The organism is Arthrobacter sp. MW3 TE3886 (genome assembly GCF_041262145.1).
In the GTDB taxonomy this organism is placed as follows: domain Bacteria; phylum Actinomycetota; class Actinomycetes; order Actinomycetales; family Micrococcaceae; genus Arthrobacter.
The window spans coordinates 2,295,146-2,315,602 of the sequence record NZ_JBGCAN010000001.1 but is presented as its reverse complement, the minus strand read 5'-3'; the positions used below and the strand labels follow the sequence as shown (position 1 = coordinate 2,315,602).

The following is a 20,457-nucleotide window of genomic DNA, read 5'->3' as shown; positions in this document are numbered from 1 at the left end:
GGAAGGCACAGCCGGCCGCACCAGCGGACGCCCAAACGGGTGCGGTCCCTGAGAGCGTGCCCCGCCTTAGGTTTCTCCCCGGGGAGATGGCACATCACCAGCTTGCCGGAGCCTGGAATGCCATTGGATGGATCCCGGATTCTGATCTGGCGGTTGCACCGCCGGACCGCCTCACGCGCGGAACCCCATTTCCCCGGCGATGCTCAGACCATCAGACCCCAGCCGCTGGCACAGGCCCCGCCTCACGATCTCGTGGTCATCCAGCAGATACGCTCCCCGACCGGCCGTGACGGTGTCGCGGCAGAGAACCGGTGTCGCAACGTCAGGCCGTCGCGAAGCATGACCCGGAGGTCGTTCAGGCGGCGTCGGGCTCTCTTGGACGCTGCGCGCCGCTTGGCTGGTGCCCATGACCCGTGATGTGAGGGTGTCGGCCGAGGATTTCGGCACGTTTCCTGACGGCATCAATGTAATCGTTGAAAGTCTGCTGGGTGTCTGACACGAACTCCCAGAGCAGAATTCCGCAAAGCGGCCCTGTGAACTCCTCATTTACTCGCAGGCGTGTCATGCCGCCCAGGGGTTCAAGCGTAAAGGTGCGCACGCCGGTGAGCAGGCCCCGCGTCCAGGTCATCTCCTCGCCGGGCATCTGCCGGACGCGCAGCCGGAAGCTGCGGTTCCCTCCGGTGAGCGTGCGGATTCTGATGGTGCCACCGCTGCGCAGCTCGCCCCTGATGCGGGTGATGCCGGATTCCCACACGGTGTAGTTCTGTGCATCGGTGATGACGTCCCAAACAGTTGAGCATCGGGCGTTGATCAGTGTCTCGGCACCGACGGAGTGCCTGGACTTACCTTGTCCCTGGCCGGGAGCGCGCCGGGTTGTGGGCACCTGGTCTGTAGACATCAGCCCGCAACCCAAGGCAACGGCCGCAGGACCGGACCACCGGCGCGACAGTCCAGGCATGGGCAGGCTCCAAGGCCGATAGGGCCGGCAATGGGCAGCGCCGCGTTCTGGACGGCCCTGACACGGCAGCCCTCCGCGGCCGGCAGTTCGTGCATCACGGGCACGACGTTCCCTACTGATTCTTCGGACAAGGGATTCCCCTATTCAAAACGGAGTGATAGCCGGATACTAGCCCGGCTTCCTGTGCGCAGCCAGAGAGTCCATTGATGGAGCGTCAGACCGGGTCGACGGCGCTCTCAGACCAGGGCCTTGGTCTTGATCCTTTCAAATTCATCAGCGCTGATAGTTCCGGAGTCGCGGAGAGCCGTGGCTTTGGATATCTCGTCGCTCGGACTCGTTGCAGCGACGCTGCGGATGTACGCATCCGAGGCCTCCCGGTTCGCCCGCGCCCGTTCCATGGACCGCTCCGTCATGCCCTTACCGCGGGCAATCACGTACACCAGTACACCCAACAAGGGCACGAAGAGCAGGAAGAGGATCCAGACGGCTTTCCACCAGCCGCTCAGGTGGTCGTCGCGGAACAAGTCGCCGATGACGGCGAACAAAGCCCAGAGGAAGGCGATGAACGCGTATACGAGGAAGAACCACCAGAAAATATCCCAAAAGTTTTCCCAGAAACTCATGTCAACTTCCCTGCTTTCGGTTGGAGCGGTGTTGTACGGGAATGCAGCCGGGGCAGGGCTGAGGCTGGCTGCTTGCCTATCGGAGAACCCTCAAGGTCAGCATTTGGTCGCCGTCTGGAGGTCACTGACCGCGGCCTGGACGTTGGCGGCGTCGTCCCGCAGGGATGCGGCCGCCTGGGTCAGGGTGGCGTCATCCGGGACGGCTCTGACGGCCGCGTCGAACTTGTTTTCGGCCGTTTTAACGGCGTCCATCTCGTCTTTGGCTACGTCCTGGCTGGCCTTGACCAGGTCGTCGTAGGACTTCGCGACCTGTTCTCGCGCCGATTTGATCTGTTCTATCGTGGCGCCCGGCTTTAGTGTCTGTTTGAAATTTGTTAGGGATCCGGCGAAGGCACTGGCAGCGGCGCAGGCCTGCGAAACGTTCTTCTCCGCTCTGGCACTGCTGACGGCCGTGCCGGGGCTGGAGGGGCCGCAGCCGGTGAGCAATGCTATGGCTGCCCCGGCTGCGATCGATCCTGCAAGAATCGGGTGTGGTCTGGACACGGATGGCTCCTTTCCGAAATGGATTGCGGCAGGGAGCCCTGCCACACGCAAGTCCGACCATTGTCTGCCCGCACGGTGGGTCCGGACCTCATCCGGGGAAGGTGATACGTGGTGGCAGCAGCCGTAATCCCAAGGTGCCCCGCCATGAAATAGCCGCCCGCCGCGGGGCCTCGTACCGGCGGCGGGCTGGGCAGCAGATGGCGGCGGCGTCTGGTTCAGCAGTGCATCCATGGCCGTGACGGTGGCTGTGAGGGTCCCGGTGACGGGAGCCCCGATGACGCCGGTGAAGGCCATGAACAATGCCAGCAGCCAGGCGGTTCGCGGGGAGCGCATCGGCAGCAGCTCACCTTCGAAGAAAGGCCCGTACTGCACGGTGGAGGCACATTCCGATTCTTGAACAGCCACGCGGGGATGTCCGGCACGAGTGGGGCGCCGCTGGCGCGTCTCATCACGCTGCGTGTCCGCAGCGACAGACCATCGCCTCACGCGCGACTGGTGATTCCAGAGTTGACTGGTGCTTCCAGAGCTTGAGCGGCCGTCCGGGCGATGGGTTGACCCGTGGTGCCCCGCGCACGAGAATGCGAACCATGAGCGATCACCGCAGCCCTTCCGAGCCGGCTCCGTTCACCGCCGCTGACTTCGCCGGGCGGTTGCGGCGAGCAGCCCGCGCCGCCGAGGATGCCGGGCTCGACGGCATCCTGGTCACTCCCGGACCGGACCTGCTGTACCTCACCGGGTATGCACCCGTGGCCATCACTGAACGCATCACCATGCTCGTGATCCCCGTCGACGCGGAACCCGCCATGATCGTTCCGAGGCTCGAGCGGCCCGACGCCGAAGCGGCCGGCGGCGCCTCGAATCTGCGGATCACCGACTGGACCGACGGGAGCGACCCCTACACGGAATCTGCGACGCTGATGGCCGGCACCGGACGTTATGCCGTCTCTGACTCGGCCTGGGCCATGCACCTCCTCGGCCTGCAGGATCGGCTGCCCAAGTCGTCCTACGTCTCGATGACGACGGCCCTGCCGATGCTTCGGGCGATCAAGGATGACGACGAGATCGAGCGGCTGGCGGCGGCCGGCGCGGCCGCAGACCAGGCGTACGAGGAGATCGTCACCGTGCGGTTCGCTGGGCGCAGCGAGACCGACGTCGGTTCTGATCTCGCCGACCTACTTCGCCAATTCGGTCATTCGCAGGTGGACTTCACCGTCGTCGGTTCGGGCCCGAACGGAGCCAACCCTCACCACGAGATCGGCCCGCGGATCATTGAGGACGGAGACATGGTGGTGCTCGACTTCGGCGGCCTCAAACACGGCTACGGATCAGACACGACGCGGACCGTGCACGTCGGCGAACCCACCGCCGAGGAGCGAGAGGTTCACGACGTCGTCAGGCTCGCACAACAGGCCGGGTTCGAGGCCGTGCGGCCAGGCGTCGAGTGCCAGGAGATCGATCGCGTGTCCCGGGCGGTGATCACTGAAGCCGGCTACGGCGACAACTTCATTCACCGCGTCGGGCACGGAATCGGGCTGACGACTCACGAGCCGCCGTACATGGTCGAGGGCGAGACCCAACTCCTCCACCCCGGCATGTGCTTCTCGATCGAACCCGGAATCTACCTGCCGGGCAGGTTCGGCGTACGGATCGAAGACATTGTGACGGTCGTTCCCGACGGCGGACGGCGACTCAATCAGACCTCGCACGAGATGAGAATCGTCCACTAGCTAGCAGACGGGTCACTGGTGAAGAAGGAGTGACCCGAAGGAGCGGAAACGGCCGTGACTCTACGAAGCCCTGGCGGCTGGCCGGGCCGGCGGCACCCCGGTGGCCACCAAGCCCAATCGGTTCGCCCTGCCCCTACCGATGCCCGAGAACATCATCGAGGGCATGACGAGAGGTTCCCATGCGTTCCGGCGGCCGACCGGGACGATCACGAGAATTTGATCCCCAAGTCTCAGCAAGTCATGCAGTTCCAAGCGCCCCCGGCCATGCAGGAGTAAGCAGCAACACCGCTGCCCAAGTGCAGAGAAGGAGCCCCCGGACCCGCAACTGTCACCAACAAAAAATGGGCCCCGCAGGGGCCCATAAAACGAGATTTGTACACACTCGGCGGCCCGCAAGCCCTGAACAGGGAAAACACGTGCCCGAGGTGGGACTCGAACTGCATTCCAGCCCTTGCAGACATTGGGCTCCCGCGGAAACATACGGAGTTCGTACCAATCCGGCACCAGAACGACCTGGTCCGAAGCCCAAAGTGTGTACGTTGTACACACCCCAAATTGGCCATTCTGAGCCGGCCCAAAAACCCGCGTTCCCCGCACGTTCGCTTCGCAGATGGCCGCGGCGCTGAATCTGCGGGATTGCGCTATTCTTCGATTTCTCCGCCGATGGAGCGGAGGTGCTGCCGGAAAGTCGTTTGCGGGTTGGCTTCCCGGGCCGCGATGTACTCCGCCAGGCTTGCCTGGTTCCTGAGCGTGTTGCCGAGGTGCATGCGTGCTGCCTGCGCGCGTTCTGTGTCGCGGATGGTCGTCGCCACCTGGGCTACCTCGTCGGCGCGGTCGAGGGGGATAAACAGCACTCCGTCGTCATCGCCCAGTACGAAGTCAGCGGCGGTGACGCTGTGAGGACCGGACATTGCAGACTCGAGGGCTGCCGGGTCACGCGGGTCGAGGCGTTGGGGTCCCACGGGCAGGGCGCCCAGGCTGAATACTGGCAGGCGGATGGTCCGCAGCTCCGCGGTGTCGCGGTGCAGTCCCCAGATGAGGATGCCGGACAGGGCCGCCCGGCTGGCTTCCAGGGTGACCAGGTCGCCGACGCAGGCTTCGTCCTGACGGCCGGCGTTGTCTACGACCAGGACCTCTCCGGGTTCGGCACGGTCAATGGCCTCGAGAAAGACGTCGACGCTGCCAAAGTGTCTGGCCGGACGGGCGCGGCCGACCAGGTGCGTGCCGCTCCCACAGTGGCACGGTTCCCGGCGGGGCGCAGCGGACAGCTATGTCCAGGCGCATGCACGCGTCTGCGACGTGCGGGGTGGTGAGGTCCAGGTAGGTCCGGTGAAGCTGTTCTGATTCCATCAGGGGTATTCTCCTCGAGGGTTGGGGGTGGTTGGCGCCGAGGTGGTCCCGCAGCGGCGCCGGGAGCGTCTTCCTCTAGTTGTACTGCCCAGGGAGGTTGGTTAAGCGGCTGATGGGCGGCTGGCCTCCGATTGCGGTGTGGGGCCTGTGGTGATTGTAGTGGTGCAGCCATGCCGGGAGGGCGTTTCTGCGGGCTGATTCCGTGGCGTAGAAGCGCTGGAACGCCCACCCGTCGGCCAGGGTGCGGTGGAAGCGTTCGATCTTGCCGTTGGTCTGGGGCCGGTAGGGGCGGGTCTTCTTTGCTTTGATGTTCATTTCACGGCAGGTGTCGCGCCAGAGGTGGGATTTGTAGGCCGAGCCGTTGTCGGAGAGGACCCGCTCAACGGTGACGCCGCGGGCGGCAAACCAGGACACTGCACGCCTGAGCACTCCAACTGCGGTGGCCGCTGTTTCATCGCCGTGGATCTCTGCGTAGGCGACCCGGGAGTGGTCGTCGATGACCGTGTGGACATAGGCGGTCCCGATCAGTGGCCCGCGGTGTCTGCTGCGCGCCTTGTCCGGGGTTCCTGCCCGGTTCCGGTCTCCTTGCTGCCGCCCGACGTAGCGCCAGCCGCCGCCGTCGGGGATGTTGCCGAGCTTCTTCACGTCGACGTGGATCATCGCTCCAGGCGTCTCGTGCTCGTACCGGCGGACGACCTCCCCGGTGCGCTTGTCCACGTGGTGCAGGCGGTTCAGCCGGCACCGGACCAGAACCGCGTGCACGGTCGAGGCCGGCATGGCCAGCTTCGCGCCGATCGCGACCGGCCCCAGCCGTTGCTTCCAGCGCAGGTGCACCACCTTGCGCACCAGCTGCTGCGGCGTCCGGTTCGCCACCCGGTGCGGGCGCGAGGATCTGTCGGCCATGGCGGCCTCACCCATCGCGGCGTAGCGGGCTGCCCACCGTTTCGCCGTCGGCCAGGAGCAATTGAACTGCTCGGCAGCCCGGGACACCGGCCAGCCGTGTTCTACGACCAGACGCGCGACGCGCAAACGTTGGCGTGGAGTCAAAGCGGCATTAGCGTGGGACACGAGGACCTCCTGGTCGCTGCAGCGGTTGTCTAAGCAACTCCACTGTGCAACCGGAGGTCCTCACCCTTGGGTCAACGACTCCAGCGAGTCATCACATTCACCGAACCAACGTCCCTGGGCAGTACAACTAGTGCAGCAGCCGCTCAACCAGCAGGAACACACCGATGAGCATCATGGCTGCACCGGAAATCCGGGTCACGGTCCGGGCGGCCGTGGGCCGGGTTCGCAGCACGGCACGGGCGCCGGAGCCGACACCGGTGTAGATGACGGCGCAACTGGCGACGTGGACCAGCCCAAGTGCCACGATCTGCCCGGCGACCGGCCATGACCGGTTGGGGTCCGTGAATTGCGGCAGCAGCGCCAGGAACAGAAGGAAGACCTTCGGGTTCAGGCCGCTGATCCCGGCGCCCTTCAGAGCCTGCCGTGCCCAGTTGCCCTCGACCTGATCCAAGCTGCCGTGCGGGACCGAAGGGTTCCGGAACATCCCCAGTCCCAGCCACACCAGGTACGCGCACCCCACGATTGTCAGCACTGTCAGCACCATCGGTGAACTGGCCACGAGCGCGCCCACGCCGGCCGCGACCACTGCGGTGGCCAGCAGATGCCCGCTCAGCAGCCCGGCGACAGCGGGAAACACCGTCCGGTGGCGCAGCCCTGCCGAAATCGCGTAGGCCCAGTCCGCCCCGGGTGTGAGCACAAACAGGAAAGACACCGCCCAAAATGCGGCCACGGTCCCGAACGGCATATTTCTCTCCTTAGCACGACGGACCCAGAGCGTCTGTGTCCTACAGAAAGCATAGGAAAGTACGGCCAGAATGTGCTTCCAAGTTCTTTGGTCTAAAGGCTGTTTTGAGGGAGAATTTTCTCCATGGACAACGTGGACAGGAATATCCTTGCTGAACTGCAGATGGACGGCCGTCTCTCGCTGACCGATCTGGCTGAACGCGTCGGTCTGAGCCTGTCGCCATGCCACCGCCGGCTGCGGGCACTGGAGCAGTCAGGCGCCATCAGCGGCTACCGGGCACAGTTGGACGCCGAGGCACTTGGTCTCACTTTTGAAGCCTTGGTCTTCGTCACGATGCGTGATGGGGACCGCGACACCGTGGCCGCCTTCGAAGACGCCGTTGCCGGCGTGCCCAACGTCCTGCGGGCACACCGCCTCTTTGGAGACCCCGACTACCTCCTCCAAGTAGTCGCCCGCGACGTACGGGCGTTCCAACGGCTCTATGACGAGCAAATCTCCACCCTCCCCGGCGTCCAGCGCCTGAGCTCTACCCTGGTCATGAAGAACGTCGTCGAAAACCGGCCACTGCCACTCTGAACGAGACCGATTACTACAGGAAGAACGCGGCGGTCGAAGCTTCACTAGGAAGCGGGGGCAATCTCTGCTCCTCGAGTCGAATCTCTGACATCGAACTGTCAGCCCCTATCAATGCCCATGACGCAAACCCAGCCATGACCCAGGCAGCCGACATCAAAACAGACCTATGCGACGTGTTGGGCAATGACGGCGGGGACAGGGCAGCCCGCCTCGAGCAGGATCCGCTGTCCCGTGTTGCCCAGGAAGAGCCTGCCGACCGGCTGCTCTGACGGAGACCTATGAATATCAGGTCAACCTGATGCAACTCCCAAGCATTTAGCACCTCCTCAGTAGCGTCCTGGCCCCGCACCGGGCGGAGGAAGTCATGCCGGACGCCCTCGAGGTCATGCCGAGAGTTTCCCAGGACTTCCGCCTGCCGCCAAGGATGGCCATGAGGATTTGATCCGATGTCATACAGTTCCAAGCACTCCTGGGCATGAAGGAGCAAGCAGCAATACCGCTGTCCAAGCCGTGGGGCATTTACCAAGGTGCGCACAACGTGACCGTCGCCCCGACAGATGCTAAAACCCATCTGATGGTTACCGTCTCGTCAGGAGGCACTTGTTCTCGCCAGGGGATGTTGCCCGAGACGGACCACCCTGCATCTACGACTGTTTTCCCGATGGTCGAACCGGATGATCTGAAGTCGTGGGCCAGAACTGCTTCGGACGGCCAGTCGGCCCTACCATGCGGCTCTAGCCAGTACCCGTCGTTGCCGCCTGACCCAACCCTTGGCTTGTCAGCCCGTTTTTGACTGGACTGGCCAAATCGGGTTGCTCGCCATCATTGCGGGCTCGTATGCAGGGCGCGATCCTGGCTGCGCGGCGGGCAAGGATGGTGAGGGCTACGGACCACAACAGGGCGACGACCGGGAGTGAAAGCGCGCCGATGCTGTCGGCGGCATCCGCAATCGGGTTGGGGAACCCGAGCCGCGCAGCGAGCCACCCGGTCGCGGCGACCGCCGCGGCCGACGCCGCCGCTATCCGCAGTGACCGGTAGCATGCTGTGCGTGCGAGCAGGATGAGGGGCGGAAGGACGAGGGCAACCACTGCAAGCTGCATCGCTTCTATACCCAGGTTGAAGCCAACGAGCGACAGGCCGAGGCGGATGCCGGTGAGGTCGAGTTCCCGGAGCGTCTCCGAGAACGCGAGCCCGTGGATCAGGCCAAAAAAGCCCGCGACGAGGATCTCCTTTCCCGGGAAGACGGGCTTGATGGCATGGACCGCGGCGATGAGGATGCTGACCGCGATGAGCGCTTCGACGAGGCCTGCGGGTACGGGAAGACCAAGTGCTCCAAGAGCCAGAGTCGCCGAGTGCCCGAGGGTGAACGCGAGGGTAATGCCTGCAATACGGCGGACAGTCGTCTTCACCTGCGCGGGTCCGACCCAGCGCCGGGCCGAGGCGATGAGTGGAGCCGGCACCAGGAGAGTGAGCAGAAAGAGTTGGTGGTCTGTTCCCTCCTGTATGTGCTGGACACCGAGAACGAACATGCTCACGAAACCCCTGAGATCGCTTCCTTCGCCGAGGTTGATGTGGAGCGGCGGGACCGTCCCGGATGGGGTGTCGAGCCGGATTGTTCCCACCTCGTAAGCATTGTCCACCACTCCGGCCGCCCAGTCCGACGTGACGCTCACTAAGACGACATGGGTCACCACGCGGTCCACCACGACGTCATAGCCGAGGTCAAACGAACGTGTTCCGCTCCCGGCCGGTGGAGTGAGAGAGAACGTGGCTTCGAGTTCCCGGTACATCCCGGTGGTGGAGGTGTTACCTGTCTCCGCCACCGTGAGCCCACCGATCGTGACCGTCCATGCCTCCCCGGAGTCACTCATCGGAGCAAAGTGCGCCCGAAGGTACGCGGAGATCTCGTCGGAGTGCTCGGCTACCGTTTCTGCGGACTCATCCCCCAGATCGATTCCACTCGCGGCTTCGACGTCATCCAGCGGAATCGTGGCGGTCGCGTCAATGGCGTCCTCCCTCACGTCGAGTTGGACGCTCGACGTCGGGAGGACGTGCGCCGATGCGGGGGCGGCCCCGAAGGCAAGCGTCCCAATCATGATGAGGAGCGCTGCACTCAAGGACCGGAGGAAGACCGCCGTTCGAGGCTTGCCGGCTGAGGGACGCGTGGACGTGAGCTGCATCAGCTCTTGGTTCCCCCGTAATCCGTGGTGCGATCGCGCCAGACGGAGTGCGGGTGGTTGCCGGAGAGCACAATTCCCCGCTGCATGGAGAACTCGATCCACACGGACGGCCCGTCGATGCGGACGTAGTCGTTCTGCTCCGTGAGCGTTGGCGTGCCTGAATACGCGACGTAAGTGTCGTCGAGCTCCCTTTCGTAGCGCTTGAGGATCTCCGCGGCGTCATCGTCCGCGATGTCGTTGACGTAGCCGGCGATCGCCGCGAGGGCCAGCTTCTTCTGATCGGCCGAAAGGGCGGATATCTGGACGCCCTCACGGGCGCTTGGGAAGGCCCAGTCCTGGCCGGGGCCGAGGACGAGGTCGCTATACACGTTTCTGAGCTGAGCCGCGGCGAGCTGATCCGAGCTGAGACCGGTCAGGAGCGCTGCGAACGCGGCTTCCTTCACTGCCATCGGCTGGTTAGTGGCACCGTTCTGCTCGAAGGAACCGTTCGGTTCAATGCCACGGAACGACGGGGTCGCCCCAGCCAGAGAGCCGTCAATGTACGTGTTCGCAACCGCGAGGTGGTGGCCGCCGAACTGAAATTCCCACGTTCCCGAATCGGCCGGAGTTCCGAGGAAGGCAATGTAGTAGCCCGTTCGGCCATAGTCGCTTCCGCCGCCGTTCGCGGCGAGGTAGTCGTCCGCGTTGAGATGTTGCTGGATTTCCTCGTACCCGAGTCCGCTGGCACTGCCGGTCGCTGCGGTGAGCAAAGCGTTGAACGCGGCGAGCTGGGTGGCGTCGAGGTCAGCAAGGTTCAGGCCGATCCTGGGTCCGGTGCCGCCACCGCCGCCCGGGCCGCCGCCCATACCGCCGGCCAGAAGGGCCTGCGGCAGGTTCGACCAAAGCTTCGCGTTCGTCAGGCTGTAGTCCTGGAGCAGCTGGGACTGCCGTTCGCTGCTCAAGGTCGCCTGGAATGCCTGTGCGAGTTTAGCAACCGTTGCGGAAGCTGATGCGGAAGTGACCGCGGCGGTCACCGAACTTGCTGTAGCCTCGGTGGCCGCCGAGCTGGTTGCGGAAGCCGAATCCGTGGCCGCATTGGATGAACATGCTGTCAGCGCGAATAACGCCGCGGCAGGGATGCCGCCGAGCAGCGATCGTCGGGAGAGGGAAGGGGAGGCTGAGCTTGAAGTCGTTGAGAACATGCCCCAAAGCTAAGTAGGCGCGCTGTCCGGGATATATGTCATCCCTGTGATTCCCATATGAAGGCAAAGGCGACCGGCGCCGGCGTGCCCGGGTGACCTCATCGACAGCGCAGCATCTTAGGTCAGAATTCCTGCATATGAGTAGAGATAGAAGATGTCCGCTCGCGAACGCAATGGCCAAGTCCACCATTGCGTTCGCGGGCAGGAAGTCGCAGAAACCCCACGCTGTCGAGCGGCTACGCCCAAAACGAAGGCGGGGAGACCACTAGCGGAGTACGAGGGACTGCTCCCCCACAGCGCCATCCTCGTCTTTGGCCATCGTCACCGACGCAGAACGCGCGAGCACCAGTTTCAGCACCAGCAGTGTCACGGTGGCGACAACGGCAGCCAGGGCGAAGATGCCGAAACCCCAACCCTGGTTGCCGCCGGCAAACAACTGGCCGCCCATCCAGGGGCCGAAGACCGCCCCGAAGCGGCCGATGCCGGTGGTCCAGCCGATGGCCGTGGCCCGGCTGGAGGTGGGGTAGACGTCGGCGACGGCGGCGTACACCATGGTCTGCGCACTGAAGAGGAAGACTCCTGCGGCGAACACCAGGAGGTAGGTGGCAGCGAGCGGAAGGTGCGCGCCGAGTGAGTACACAGTGGCTGCCGTCAGGGCGAACCAGATGGTAGCTACCCGCACGGGTCCGAACCGGTCCGCGATCCTGCCGGCCACGAACATGCCCACGATGCCGCCGCCGTTGATCACGAGCAGGAAGGCCAGTGCTGAGCCCAGGTTGTAGCCTTCTGAACGCATCAGTGAGGGCAGCCAGGTGCTGATCCCGTAGACCAGGAGCAGCCCGGCGAAGGACGTCAGCCAGAACAGTGTGGTGACCCGCCAGCGGTCACGGCCGAAGAGCTGGGCCAGGGCGGTCTTGCGGGGTGCGTCGTTGCCGGATTCCTCCGGAGCCGGAAGGGTGAGCCCGTAGCGCCGGCAAAGATGTTCAGCGGCCGCAGAACGGCCTTTAGCCACAAGGAATGCCAGAGATTCCGGCACGAAACGCGCCACCAGCGGCACGGCGATAAAGAGCGGAATCACACCAATAAGGAACACTGTGCGCCATCCGAAATCCTCCAGGAGCCAGATTCCGATGGTGGAGGCGGCGATTCCGCCGGCGTGGTGCGCGGTCATCAGTGCGCCGATCAGGAGGTTGCGACGTCCCGCAGGCGCATACTCAGCCACCAGGGCGATTGCCGTGGGAAGCAAACCGCCCAGGCCGAGGCCTGCAACGAGCCGGGCCGCACCGAAAGTGGTGATATCCGGCGCGATGGCGCAAAGCCCGGACGCAACCGAGAAGAGGATGCAGCAGAGCAGGAGCACTCGCTTGCGGCCAATCCGGTCTGTCGCGATGCCGGCGGAGAGTGCGCCCAGCAGCATGCCGAAGGTAGCCACACTGCCGACGTCACCTGCGGTTGCAGGAGTCAGGCCGAGGGTGGGGTCTGCCAGCATGTCCGGCAGGACAGCGCCGTAGACGAACAGGTCCAGGCCATCGAAGAAGACGAGTAGCCAGCAGAGGGCTACCACTATGGTGGCTACCTTGGCGGGCGATGGTGCGCGGCTGGTAAGAGATTCAGGAAGCATCGTCGCTGCCCTTTCGAAGTCAGGTGTTTGGTAAGCCATAGGCTGCATCTCACGCTACACAGTGGCAACAATCACGTCAAACATATTGTTAACAATACGTGGAAGGCTTGAACGCTGCACGACTAAAAGGAGGCCGCCTCCGCCGGCACCATGGTGCGGCAGAAACGGCCTCCGAAGAAGCTGCGGGTTCAGGCGTTGGTGGAGCGGATGACGTCCGCGACGCTTTCGAGGTGGGCCCGCATGGCCTCGGCAGCTGCGTCCGGGTCGTGGGCGCAGACGGCGTTGATGATGGCCAAATGCTGCGGCAAAGAGACGGCCGGCCGGCCCGGCTGGCGCGCCAGCCGGAACTGGAACCGGACCGCCTGGCCCCGCAGCCGCTGAATTGTTGCCGCTGCCGTCCGCTGGGCGCTGATGGCGATGATCCTGGCATGGAGCATCTGGTTGCACTCCGAGTAGGACTCCCGGTCCCCCCGGTCCACAGCGTCTTTCATGCGCTCGGCGAGTTGCTGCAGCTCGCCGATCTCACTGTCGGTGATACGTTCGGCCGCTTTCCTCGCACATAGTGCTTCCAGCGCCGCCCGGACCTCGGTGATTTCCACTGCCTCCTCGACAGAGACAGCCCGCACTCTGGCTCCGCGGTTTTGCACGCGTTCCACGAGGCCTTCAACGCTGAGCTCGGACAGGGCCACGCGGATGTTCCCGCGGCTGGCACCATACTCGGCGGCAAGATCGGCCTCCACCAGCCTCTGGTTGGGTACCAGGTCTCCGCTGACGATGGCGTTGCGCAGCACGTCCGCCAGCTCCGACGCCGTCAGAGAGCGGGCAGACACTCCGTCCAGGGTTTCCACGCTACATGCCTCCCAGCCGGCCGAAGTCACCGACATTGCTAACAATTTTTCTCTTCAGAGTACTCCACATAGTGGCGCGCACTCCTGCAATCCGGCCGGGTCGCAGCTTAGTGAGACGCGGCAGCGGGCCGGTGACCGGCCTTGGCCAGTTGGATCTGCTCATAGACGTGGTGGCGCAACTCGGTAAAGCGGGGCATGGCCCGTGTATTGAGCTGGTCCCGCTCTTCCGGGAGGTCGATAATCAGATCCTCCTGCACGACTGTGGGGGAACTGGATAGGATGATCACCCTTTCGCCCAGATAGACCGACTCGTCGATGTCGTGCGTGACAAACAGGACGGTGACGCCCAGCTTCTTCCAGACAGTGCGGATGAGGTCCTCCAAGTCGGCCCGGGTCTGGGCATCGACGGCGGCAAAGGGCTCGTCCATGAGCAGCACCTCTGGCTGGTACGCAACGGCCCGGGCGATGGCCACGCGCTGTTGCATGCCGCCTGATAGCTGCCAGGGGTAGGACATAGGGACGTGGGACAGACCCACCGCCTCCAGCGCCTCGTCCACCAACCGGTCCCGCTCAGCCTTGGCCATGCCCTGGTTCTTCAGCGGAAGCTCGACGTTCTCGCGGACCCGCATCCACGGGAAAAGCGAGCGGCCGTATTCCTGGAACACCACCGCCATTTTCTTTGGCGGGCTGGTGACTTTGGCCCCGTCGAGCAGGACTTCCCCCTCAGTGGGGGCCATCAGTCCCGAAATGCACTTCAGCAGGGTTGTTTTGCCGGATCCAGAAGGGCCCACAAGGCATGCCAGTTCTCCCGCCCGGAGGTCGAAGGTGAGGTTGCGGACCGCTTCCACTGGGCCGCCGTCGGTCTGGTATACCTTCTTGAGGCTTCGGACGGAAAGCATCGCGCTCTCCTCGGCCAAGACCCGACCGACACCGGATGCTTCAGCGCCGGGAATACCGCCAGGGCGGATTTTTTCATTGATTTTAGGCTGCATTTTCTACCTCTCGCAGGCCGTGGTACCAGCGCAGGATGCGGCGCTCGGTGAATTGGAAGATGAAGGACATGGCGACGCCGATCAGGCCCAGAATCACGATGCCTGACCACATTTCCGGAACGGCGAAGGAACGCTGGAACTGGACAATGGTGAAGCCCAGCCCGGAGGATGACGCGAACATCTCGGAGATGACCATCAGGATGAGGCCGATCGAGAGGCACTGCCTGACTCCGGCCAGGATCTGCGGCCCCGCCGAAGGCAGGACCAGGTACCGCACCCTGGCCCAGCCGTTGATGCCGTAGGTTTGGGCGGAATCGGACAGTACGCCGTCAACGGCCCGCACCCCCTCAATGGTGTTCAGAAGCACCGGCCAAATGCAGCCCGAAATGATGACCACCACCTTCATGGAATCGGAGATGCCCATCAACAGCATCAAAACCGGTACCAGCACCGGCGGCGGAACGGCCCGGAAGAATTCCAGCACCGGTTCGGTCAGGGCGCGAAGCCACTTAACTGAACCGATCAGGAGTCCGGCCAGAATGCCAAGGATGATGGCTGCCGCGACACCGACGACGAGCCGCAGGAGACTGGGTACTACATCCGAAAGCATCCGTTCGCCAAACCAGGTTGCTGCGAATGTGGAGACCAATGTGCCCGGTGTGGGGACGAAGAAGCTCCTGGCGCCCAGGGTGGATGTCCACCAGAAAAGCACGAGCAACGCCGGCAGACCCAGGGAATACAGAACGCCTTTTGCGATTCTCAAACGATCACCTCGGAGCGGATGGAAGAGTGCCACGACAGGGTTTTGCGCTCAATGAACCTCATGAGCAGGTTGATAAGCACGCCGATCAGCCCGGTGGCAAGGATCAATGCGTACATCCCGGATGTTGCTCCGCCTGATTGGGCCAGCGCAATTTCCCGTCCCAGCCCCGGGGATCCGATGATCAGCTCCGCGGTAATGGCCAGGATCAGTGCCACGGAAGCGGCCAACCGGACACCAGTCATGAGGTACGGCAGCGCCGTCGGGAAGACCACATGGCGCACACGGGCGGCAGTTCCCAGGCCGTAACTGCGGGCAGTCTGCATGGCAACGTTATCCACGTCGGCCACGCCGTAAAGGACTTGGATGAAGACCTGCCAGAACGATGCGTAGACGATCAGCATTAACGACGACTGGATCTTCACACCGAATAGCAGAACGGCCAAAGGAATCAGGGCAACAGAGGGGATGGGGCGGAGAAACTCGACGGTTGAATTGGTGAACCGGCGCAGGAGCTGCGAGGATCCCACAACAAAGCCAGCCAATACCGCCAAGACGACGGCCGACGCCAGCCCCAGACACCACGCCAGCAGGGTCTCTCCCGCGGCCGCCCAGAAGCCGAGCAGCTGGAGATCGACGGCTAGGGCAGCGATGACCTCCGATGCCGGCGGCAGGAAGCGGGCGTCCACGAGTCCCAGCCGCGGTATCATCTCCCAGGTCAGGAGGAATCCGAGGATGCCCGCGACGGCCAGCAGCTGCGTTCCGGGCCACTTCCGTCCGGACCGCTGGCGTGCACCGGCGGGTGCGGGTGCGGCCGAGGTGGCGCCGGCCGGTCCAGCGGATCCCTGGTCGAGCCTCATGGAGCTGTGGGTCATGGGAGCAGCTCATCCAGTTTCACGTCTCCGGTCAGCAGTCCGTCACCCTTGGAGAGAGCGACCAGCTCTTCTACGGATGCCCGGTTAATTTCCGTGGAAAAACCGGGGAGAGTGAGCTTGTCGGCCGTTGCCGCGTCAATTTTGGTGTAAGTCGGCAGAATCTTGCGGACGGCGTCGGGGTTGTCGTGCGCGTACTTCAGGGACTTCTCCATTGCTGCGGTGAATTTCTTGACGAGGTCCGGATTGCTGGCAGCGGTGGCAGCGGTGGTGAAGTAGGCTCCCACGGTGAGCCCGGCTGCCGTGTCAACGTAGTTGGAGGCCAGCAGTTTGGCGCCTGCACCCGCTCCGGTGGTGAGGAACGGTTCTACAACCTGGATCGCGTCAACCTGGTGCCTTTCCAGGGCTGCCTGCATATCGGGGAAGGCAAGCTCCACGAACTTGATGGCGGACGGATCACCGCCGGACTTGCGGACGGAGGCGCGGACCGTAGTGTCATTGATGTTGTTCAGCGTGTTGACGGCCACGGTCTTCCCTGCCAGGTCCGCGGCGGAACTTATCTGGCTGTCCTTTGCCACCAGGATGCCACCGAAATCCTTGCCGTTCTCTCCCGTGGAGCTGGCGCCGGAGGCCACCACCTTGACGTCCAGCCCCTTGGACTTGGCCAGCAGCATTGAGGAAATGTTGCTGAATCCGAAGTCCATGGTTCCGCTGGTGACGGCGGGGACGATGGCCGCACCGCCCTGCGCGGGAACCAGGTCGAGGGACAGTCCTTGTTCCTCGAAGAATCCCTGCGCTTTGCCCAGGTAGATGGGCGCCACGTCCACGATGGGAATGACACCGACTTGAATCTTTTGCCCGCCACCGGCAACGGCGGGCGCCTGCCCCTGGGACAGGGGCGCCGAGGAACAGCCCGCGGTTAGAAGGAGGGCAGCTACGGCCAATACGGCGTTGTATGACTTCATGTCAATCCTCTAGGTAGATGTGGTGCGTGTCACGACGACAGGATCAAGCTACGGTCGGTCTTCAATATTGTCAACAATTTGATGAGTAATATTTCTCACCTTCGAAATCCGCCTTTCTCCCACTTTTTTGTTTGCTAAATTGTTGACAATATTGCCCTGGGGCTGGTTCACTCGATACAACGGCGTCGTTCGGCGGACGCCCTCCCCGATGACAAAGGACAGTGACGATGAACGACGCCTTCCACGACGTAGCGCACCTGGGCCACGTCGAACTGCTCACCCCGGAGTTCGAGAAGAGCCTGTGGTTCTTCACTGAACTGCTCGCCATGCGCGAAGTAAGCCGGGACGGCGATTCGGCGTATTTGCACGCCTGGGACGACTACGAGCACCACACCATCAAGCTGACGGCCAGCCCGACCTCGGGCGTTGGCAAGGTGGCACTGCGCGCCTCCAGCGAAGCCGCCCTGCAGCGCCGCGTCGCGGCCATCGAGGCAAGCGGACACGGCATCGGCTGGCACGACGGCGGCCCCGGGCTGGGCCCCACCTACGCGTTCACCGACCCGGACGGGCACCCGATGGATATCTATTTCGAGTCGGAGTGGCACGTCCCCTCAGACGAGTCCCGGCCGGCGTTGAAGAACCAGGCCGACCGTTTCCCCGGCGTCGGGGTTAATGCCCGCCGGCTGGACCACGTGAACTTCCTGGCCGCTGACGTCGCACTGAACGGCAACTTCACGGCGGAGACTCTAGGTGGCCGCGCCACCGAGCAGATCCGCCTGAACAGCGGCAAGCTCGGCGCCCAGTGGTTCACCTTCACCAACAAGTCCTACGACCTGGTCTACAGCGAGGACTGGACCGGCAGCAACGGCCGCCTCCACCACATCGCATTCGCCACCGATACCCGCGAGGACATCCTGAAGGCCGCGGACATCTTCCTGGAGAACGGCATCCACATCGAGTCTGGCCCACACAAGCACGCGATCCAGCAGACGTTCTTCCTGTACGTCTACGAGCCGGGCGGAAACCGCATCGAACTCTGCAACTCGGGCGCCCGCATGATCCTGGCTCCGGACTGGAAGACGGTCGAGTGGACCGAGGCGGACCGGGCCAAGGGCCAGGCCTGGGGCATGAAGACCATCGAAACGTTCCACACACACGGCACGCCGCCGGTCGCCGTCCCCGCCCACTGACCAGCAGTATCTGACCTGCAAAACCAAGGAGAAGATGTGTCCCTCGCACTGAGTCCGCAGGCACCGGCTGCCGGTCCGCGCCGGGCCGGCAGCCAACTCGCCGTACCGTGCTGGTTCATGCGTGGCGGCACGTCCAAGGGACCGTTCTTCCGCGCCGACGATCTTCCGCGCGACCCGGCCGCCCGCGATTCCATTCTCCTGGCGGCCATGGGCTCGCCGGATCCGCGGCAGATCGACGGCATGGGCGGCGCCCATCCGCTGACCAGCAAGGCCGGAATTGTGTCGGCCAGCGAGCTGCGGGGTGTGGACCTGGAGTTCCAGTTTGCGCAGCTGCAGCCGGACAGCGACCAGGTGGACACCACCCCCAACTGCGGCAACATGCTTGCCGCCGTGGTACCGTTCGCCATCGAGTCAGGTCTGCTGGCTCCTAACAGCGACGTCACCACGGCGCGGGTCCTCACCCTGAACACCGGCATGGTGGCCGAGATTTCGGTTCCGACGCCGGCCGGAGAGTTCGGCCGGCACGTCGAATACAGCGGGAACGCCAGTATTGACGGCGTCCCGGGCACCGCGGCCGCCATCACGATCAACTTCCTGGACACGGCCGGCTCGGTCTGCGGCTCGCTGCTGCCCACCGGAAACGCCAGGGACACGGTGGAGATTAACGGTCTCGGCACGGTGGAAGTCACTTGCATCGACAACGGGATGCCCCTGATCATCGTCAACGCCGCCCACCTGCACCGCACCGGTCAGGAGTCGGTAGGCGCGCTTAACGAGGACGGGGAACTCAAGGAACGCCTCGAAGCGCTGCGGCTTAGTTGCGGCACACTGATGGGCCTAGGCGACGTCACCGCCAAGAATTACCCCAAGATGACACTGGTCTCCCCCCCGGCCCGCGGCGGGACGATCAACACCCGCAGCTTTATCCCGCACGTGTGCCACGAATCGATCGGCGTGCTTGCTGCAGTGACCGCCGCTACCGCCTGCGTCATCAAGGGCACCGTTGCCCACGAGATTGCCGAAGTGCAAGGTGTCGGGTCTGCCATCGTGTCCGTGGAGCATCCCAGCGGCGAGTTCAGCGTCCAACTCGGCCTGGACCCTGCCCGTCCCGGCGGCGTGGCAAAGTCCGGCCTGCTCCGGACAGCCCGGCTCATCATGGCCGGGGACGTCATGGTCCCGGCCCATCTGTGGACACCGCCCGCCTTATCCTCCAAGGAGCAAGACCTGTGATCATCGACATCCACGGCCACTACACGACGGCCCCATCGGCCCTCGGCGAATGGCGTGACCGCCAAATCGCTGGCCTCAGGGACCCCTCACACGCGCCGCGGGCGGAGGAGCTGAAAATTTCCGACGAGGAGCTGAGGGAAAGCATCGAGCCGAACCAGCTGCGCCTCATGGACGAGCGCGGCATCGATCTCACGGTTTTCTCCCCTCGGGCGTCCTTCATGGCCCACCACATCGGCGGCTTCGAAACCTCCGCGGAGTGGGCTGCCATCTGCAACGAACTCTGCTATCGGGTCAGCCAGCTCTACCCCGAGCGTTTCGTGCCGGCAGCGATGCTTCCGCAGTCCCCCGGCGTGGACCCGGCCACCTGCCTTCCCGAGCTCATCCGTTGCGTTGAGGAATACGGGGCTGTGGCGCTGAACCTGAACCCCGACCCCTCCGGGGGCCACTGGACCGCACCGCCCGTCACCGACCGGTCCTGGTACCCCATTTACGAAAAGATGGTCGAGTACGACATCCCGGCCATGGTGCACGTCAGCACCAGCATCAACCCGGCGTTCCACACCACCGGAGCCCACTACCTGAACGCGGACACCACCGCGTTCATGCAGCTGATCCAGGGCGACCTGTTCGCCGACTTCCCCACCCTGAAGCTGGTCATCCCGCACGGCGGCGGCGCCGTGCCCTACCACTGGGGGCGCTTCCGCGGCCTGGCCATGGCTATGAAGAAGCCCGCCCTGGAGGACCACCTGCTGGGCAATGTCTTCTTCGACACCTGCGTCTATCACCAGCCCGGCATCGACTTGCTGCTGGACGTCATCCCGACCCGGAACATCCTGTTCGCCTCCGAAATGATCGGCGCCGTCCGGGACATCGACCCCTGTACGGGCCACAACTTCGACGACACCGCGCGGTACATCGAGGCCGCCGGGCTCGCCGCACCAGACCTTGAAGCCATCCACGAACACAACGCCCGCACCGTCTACCCCCGCCTCAACGCCCTGCTCAAGCAGCAGGGCCGCTGACGCAGC

20 protein-coding genes are annotated in these 20,457 nt (G+C 64.1%); 6 read left to right on the top strand and 14 right to left on the bottom strand.

All coding sequences use genetic code 11. The annotated features are described in order from the left end of the window. Nucleotides 1–355: 355 nt before the first annotated feature. The 3 genes from ABH915_RS10485 to ABH915_RS10475 all read right to left on the bottom strand — a co-directional run bounded on the left by ABH915_RS10485 (nucleotide 356) and on the right by ABH915_RS10475 (nucleotide 2,124). A complete protein-coding gene (locus ABH915_RS10485) occupies nucleotides 356–898 on the bottom strand; it encodes an SRPBCC family protein (protein ID WP_370120768.1) in 543 nt (180 codons plus the stop codon). Nucleotides 899–1,194: 296 nt separating this feature from the next. Then, on the bottom strand, nucleotides 1,195–1,581 hold the full coding sequence (locus ABH915_RS10480; RefSeq protein WP_026536819.1) for an SHOCT domain-containing protein: 387 nt from the start codon (nucleotides 1,579–1,581) through the stop codon (nucleotides 1,195–1,197). A gap of 96 nt (nucleotides 1,582–1,677) precedes the next feature. After that, entirely contained in the window at nucleotides 1,678–2,124 is a 447-nt protein-coding gene (locus tag ABH915_RS10475) for a hypothetical protein (RefSeq protein ID WP_370120765.1), read from the bottom strand. A gap of 587 nt (nucleotides 2,125–2,711) precedes the next feature. Between ABH915_RS10475 and ABH915_RS10470 the strand changes: the two genes are divergently transcribed. Further along, entirely contained in the window at nucleotides 2,712–3,851 is a 1,140-nt protein-coding gene (locus tag ABH915_RS10470; protein ID WP_370120762.1) for an aminopeptidase P family protein, read from the top strand. A 641-nt stretch (nucleotides 3,852–4,492) separates the two neighbouring features. Here ABH915_RS10470 and ABH915_RS10465 read toward each other — a convergent pair. The 3 genes from ABH915_RS10465 to ABH915_RS10455 form a co-directional block, all read right to left on the bottom strand. After that, the gene (locus ABH915_RS10465; protein ID WP_370124985.1) at nucleotides 4,493–5,068 is read right to left on the bottom strand and encodes an RraA family protein; all 576 of its coding nucleotides are present in this window, start codon (nucleotides 5,066–5,068) and stop codon (nucleotides 4,493–4,495) included. A gap of 208 nt (nucleotides 5,069–5,276) precedes the next feature. Next, nucleotides 5,277–6,269 carry an IS481 family transposase gene (locus tag ABH915_RS10460; protein WP_370120286.1) on the bottom strand — a complete coding sequence of 331 codons (993 nt, stop codon included), beginning with the start codon at nucleotides 6,267–6,269 and terminating at the stop codon, nucleotides 5,277–5,279. A 127-nt stretch (nucleotides 6,270–6,396) separates the two neighbouring features. After that, complete coding sequence (locus ABH915_RS10455) at nucleotides 6,397–7,014, bottom strand: LysE family translocator (protein WP_370120284.1); 618 nt, start codon at nucleotides 7,012–7,014, stop codon at nucleotides 6,397–6,399. Between the two features lie 123 nt (nucleotides 7,015–7,137). Between ABH915_RS10455 and ABH915_RS10450 the strand changes: the two genes are divergently transcribed. Both ABH915_RS10450 and ABH915_RS10445 read left to right on the top strand, forming a co-directional pair. After that, nucleotides 7,138–7,590: an Lrp/AsnC family transcriptional regulator gene (locus ABH915_RS10450; protein WP_370120759.1), complete on the top strand. Its 453-nt coding sequence runs from the start codon at nucleotides 7,138–7,140 to the stop codon at nucleotides 7,588–7,590. 134 nt (nucleotides 7,591–7,724) lie between these two features. Beyond that, nucleotides 7,725–7,859 (top strand): hypothetical protein, encoded by a 135-nt coding sequence (locus ABH915_RS10445; RefSeq protein ID WP_370120756.1) that lies wholly within the window; start codon nucleotides 7,725–7,727, stop codon nucleotides 7,857–7,859. 465 nt (nucleotides 7,860–8,324) lie between these two features. Here the strand turns inward: ABH915_RS10445 and ABH915_RS10440 are convergent, their stop codons facing one another. From ABH915_RS10440 to ABH915_RS10405, 8 genes are all read right to left on the bottom strand, one after another. Next, nucleotides 8,325–9,770, bottom strand: a complete 1,446-nt coding sequence (locus tag ABH915_RS10440) for a HupE/UreJ family protein (protein WP_370120753.1) — start codon at nucleotides 9,768–9,770, stop codon at nucleotides 8,325–8,327. Further along, nucleotides 9,770–10,951, bottom strand: a complete 1,182-nt coding sequence (locus ABH915_RS10435; protein WP_370120751.1) for a DUF3500 domain-containing protein — start codon at nucleotides 10,949–10,951, stop codon at nucleotides 9,770–9,772. Before ABH915_RS10435 ends, ABH915_RS10440 begins: the two co-directional genes overlap by 1 nt. 265 nt (nucleotides 10,952–11,216) lie before the next feature. Then, nucleotides 11,217–12,572 carry an MFS transporter gene (locus ABH915_RS10430; protein ID WP_370120748.1) on the bottom strand — a complete coding sequence of 452 codons (1,356 nt, stop codon included), beginning with the start codon at nucleotides 12,570–12,572 and terminating at the stop codon, nucleotides 11,217–11,219. 188 nt (nucleotides 12,573–12,760) lie between these two features. Next, a complete protein-coding gene (locus tag ABH915_RS10425) occupies nucleotides 12,761–13,402 on the bottom strand; it encodes a GntR family transcriptional regulator (protein WP_370120745.1) in 642 nt (213 codons plus the stop codon). Between the two features lie 125 nt (nucleotides 13,403–13,527). After that, nucleotides 13,528–14,319, bottom strand: coding sequence for an ABC transporter ATP-binding protein (locus tag ABH915_RS10420; RefSeq protein ID WP_370120742.1), 792 nt, complete (start codon nucleotides 14,317–14,319; stop codon nucleotides 13,528–13,530). 82 nt (nucleotides 14,320–14,401) lie between these two features. Continuing rightward, nucleotides 14,402–15,175 (bottom strand): ABC transporter permease, encoded by a 774-nt coding sequence (locus tag ABH915_RS10415; protein WP_370120739.1) that lies wholly within the window; start codon nucleotides 15,173–15,175, stop codon nucleotides 14,402–14,404. Continuing rightward, nucleotides 15,172–16,047: an ABC transporter permease gene (locus ABH915_RS10410; protein ID WP_370120736.1), complete on the bottom strand. Its 876-nt coding sequence runs from the start codon at nucleotides 16,045–16,047 to the stop codon at nucleotides 15,172–15,174. Before ABH915_RS10410 ends, ABH915_RS10415 begins: the two co-directional genes overlap by 4 nt. After that, nucleotides 16,044–17,009: an ABC transporter substrate-binding protein gene (locus ABH915_RS10405; protein WP_370120733.1), complete on the bottom strand. Its 966-nt coding sequence runs from the start codon at nucleotides 17,007–17,009 to the stop codon at nucleotides 16,044–16,046. The genes ABH915_RS10410 and ABH915_RS10405 overlap by 4 nt, the downstream gene beginning before the upstream one ends. Nucleotides 17,010–17,236: 227 nt before the next feature. On the opposite strand from ABH915_RS10405, the gene ABH915_RS10400 reads away from it, so the two are divergent. From ABH915_RS10400 to ABH915_RS10390, 3 genes are read left to right on the top strand one after another with little or no spacing between them, the layout of a single operon-like run. After that, on the top strand, nucleotides 17,237–18,199 hold the full coding sequence (locus ABH915_RS10400; protein WP_370120730.1) for a catechol 2,3-dioxygenase: 963 nt from the start codon (nucleotides 17,237–17,239) through the stop codon (nucleotides 18,197–18,199). 36 nt (nucleotides 18,200–18,235) lie between these two features. Continuing rightward, entirely contained in the window at nucleotides 18,236–19,429 is a 1,194-nt protein-coding gene (locus ABH915_RS10395; RefSeq protein WP_370120727.1) for a 4-oxalomesaconate tautomerase, read from the top strand. After that, nucleotides 19,426–20,451 (top strand): amidohydrolase family protein, encoded by a 1,026-nt coding sequence (locus ABH915_RS10390; protein WP_370120724.1) that lies wholly within the window; start codon nucleotides 19,426–19,428, stop codon nucleotides 20,449–20,451. The genes ABH915_RS10395 and ABH915_RS10390 overlap by 4 nt, the downstream gene beginning before the upstream one ends. The last annotated feature ends 6 nt before the right edge of the window (nucleotides 20,452–20,457 follow it).

Bases quoted from the DNA above. Each gene is read 5' to 3' on its own strand.
- ABH915_RS10410 (WP_370120736.1), bottom strand. From the start codon at position 16,047: ATGACCCACAGCTCCATGAGGCTCGACCAGGGATCCGCTGGACCGGCC.
- ABH915_RS10480 (WP_026536819.1), bottom strand. From the start codon at position 1,581: ATGAGTTTCTGGGAAAACTTTTGGGATATTTTCTGGTGGTTCTTCCTC.
- ABH915_RS10450 (WP_370120759.1), top strand. From the start codon at position 7,138: ATGGACAACGTGGACAGGAATATCCTTGCTGAACTGCAGATGGACGGC.
- ABH915_RS10405 (WP_370120733.1), bottom strand. From the start codon at position 17,009: ATGAAGTCATACAACGCCGTATTGGCCGTAGCTGCCCTCCTTCTAACC.
- ABH915_RS10400 (WP_370120730.1), top strand. From the start codon at position 17,237: ATGAACGACGCCTTCCACGACGTAGCGCACCTGGGCCACGTCGAACTG.
- ABH915_RS10455 (WP_370120284.1), bottom strand. From the start codon at position 7,014: ATGCCGTTCGGGACCGTGGCCGCATTTTGGGCGGTGTCTTTCCTGTTT.
- ABH915_RS10440 (WP_370120753.1), bottom strand. From the start codon at position 9,770: ATGCAGCTCACGTCCACGCGTCCCTCAGCCGGCAAGCCTCGAACGGCG.
- ABH915_RS10485 (WP_370120768.1), bottom strand. From the start codon at position 898: ATGTCTACAGACCAGGTGCCCACAACCCGGCGCGCTCCCGGCCAGGGA.
- ABH915_RS10420 (WP_370120742.1), bottom strand. From the start codon at position 14,319: ATGCTTTCCGTCCGAAGCCTCAAGAAGGTATACCAGACCGACGGCGGC.
- ABH915_RS10470 (WP_370120762.1), top strand. From the start codon at position 2,712: ATGAGCGATCACCGCAGCCCTTCCGAGCCGGCTCCGTTCACCGCCGCT.
- ABH915_RS10435 (WP_370120751.1), bottom strand. From the start codon at position 10,951: ATGTTCTCAACGACTTCAAGCTCAGCCTCCCCTTCCCTCTCCCGACGA.
- ABH915_RS10430 (WP_370120748.1), bottom strand. From the start codon at position 12,572: ATGCTTCCTGAATCTCTTACCAGCCGCGCACCATCGCCCGCCAAGGTA.
- ABH915_RS10445 (WP_370120756.1), top strand. From the start codon at position 7,725: ATGACCCAGGCAGCCGACATCAAAACAGACCTATGCGACGTGTTGGGC.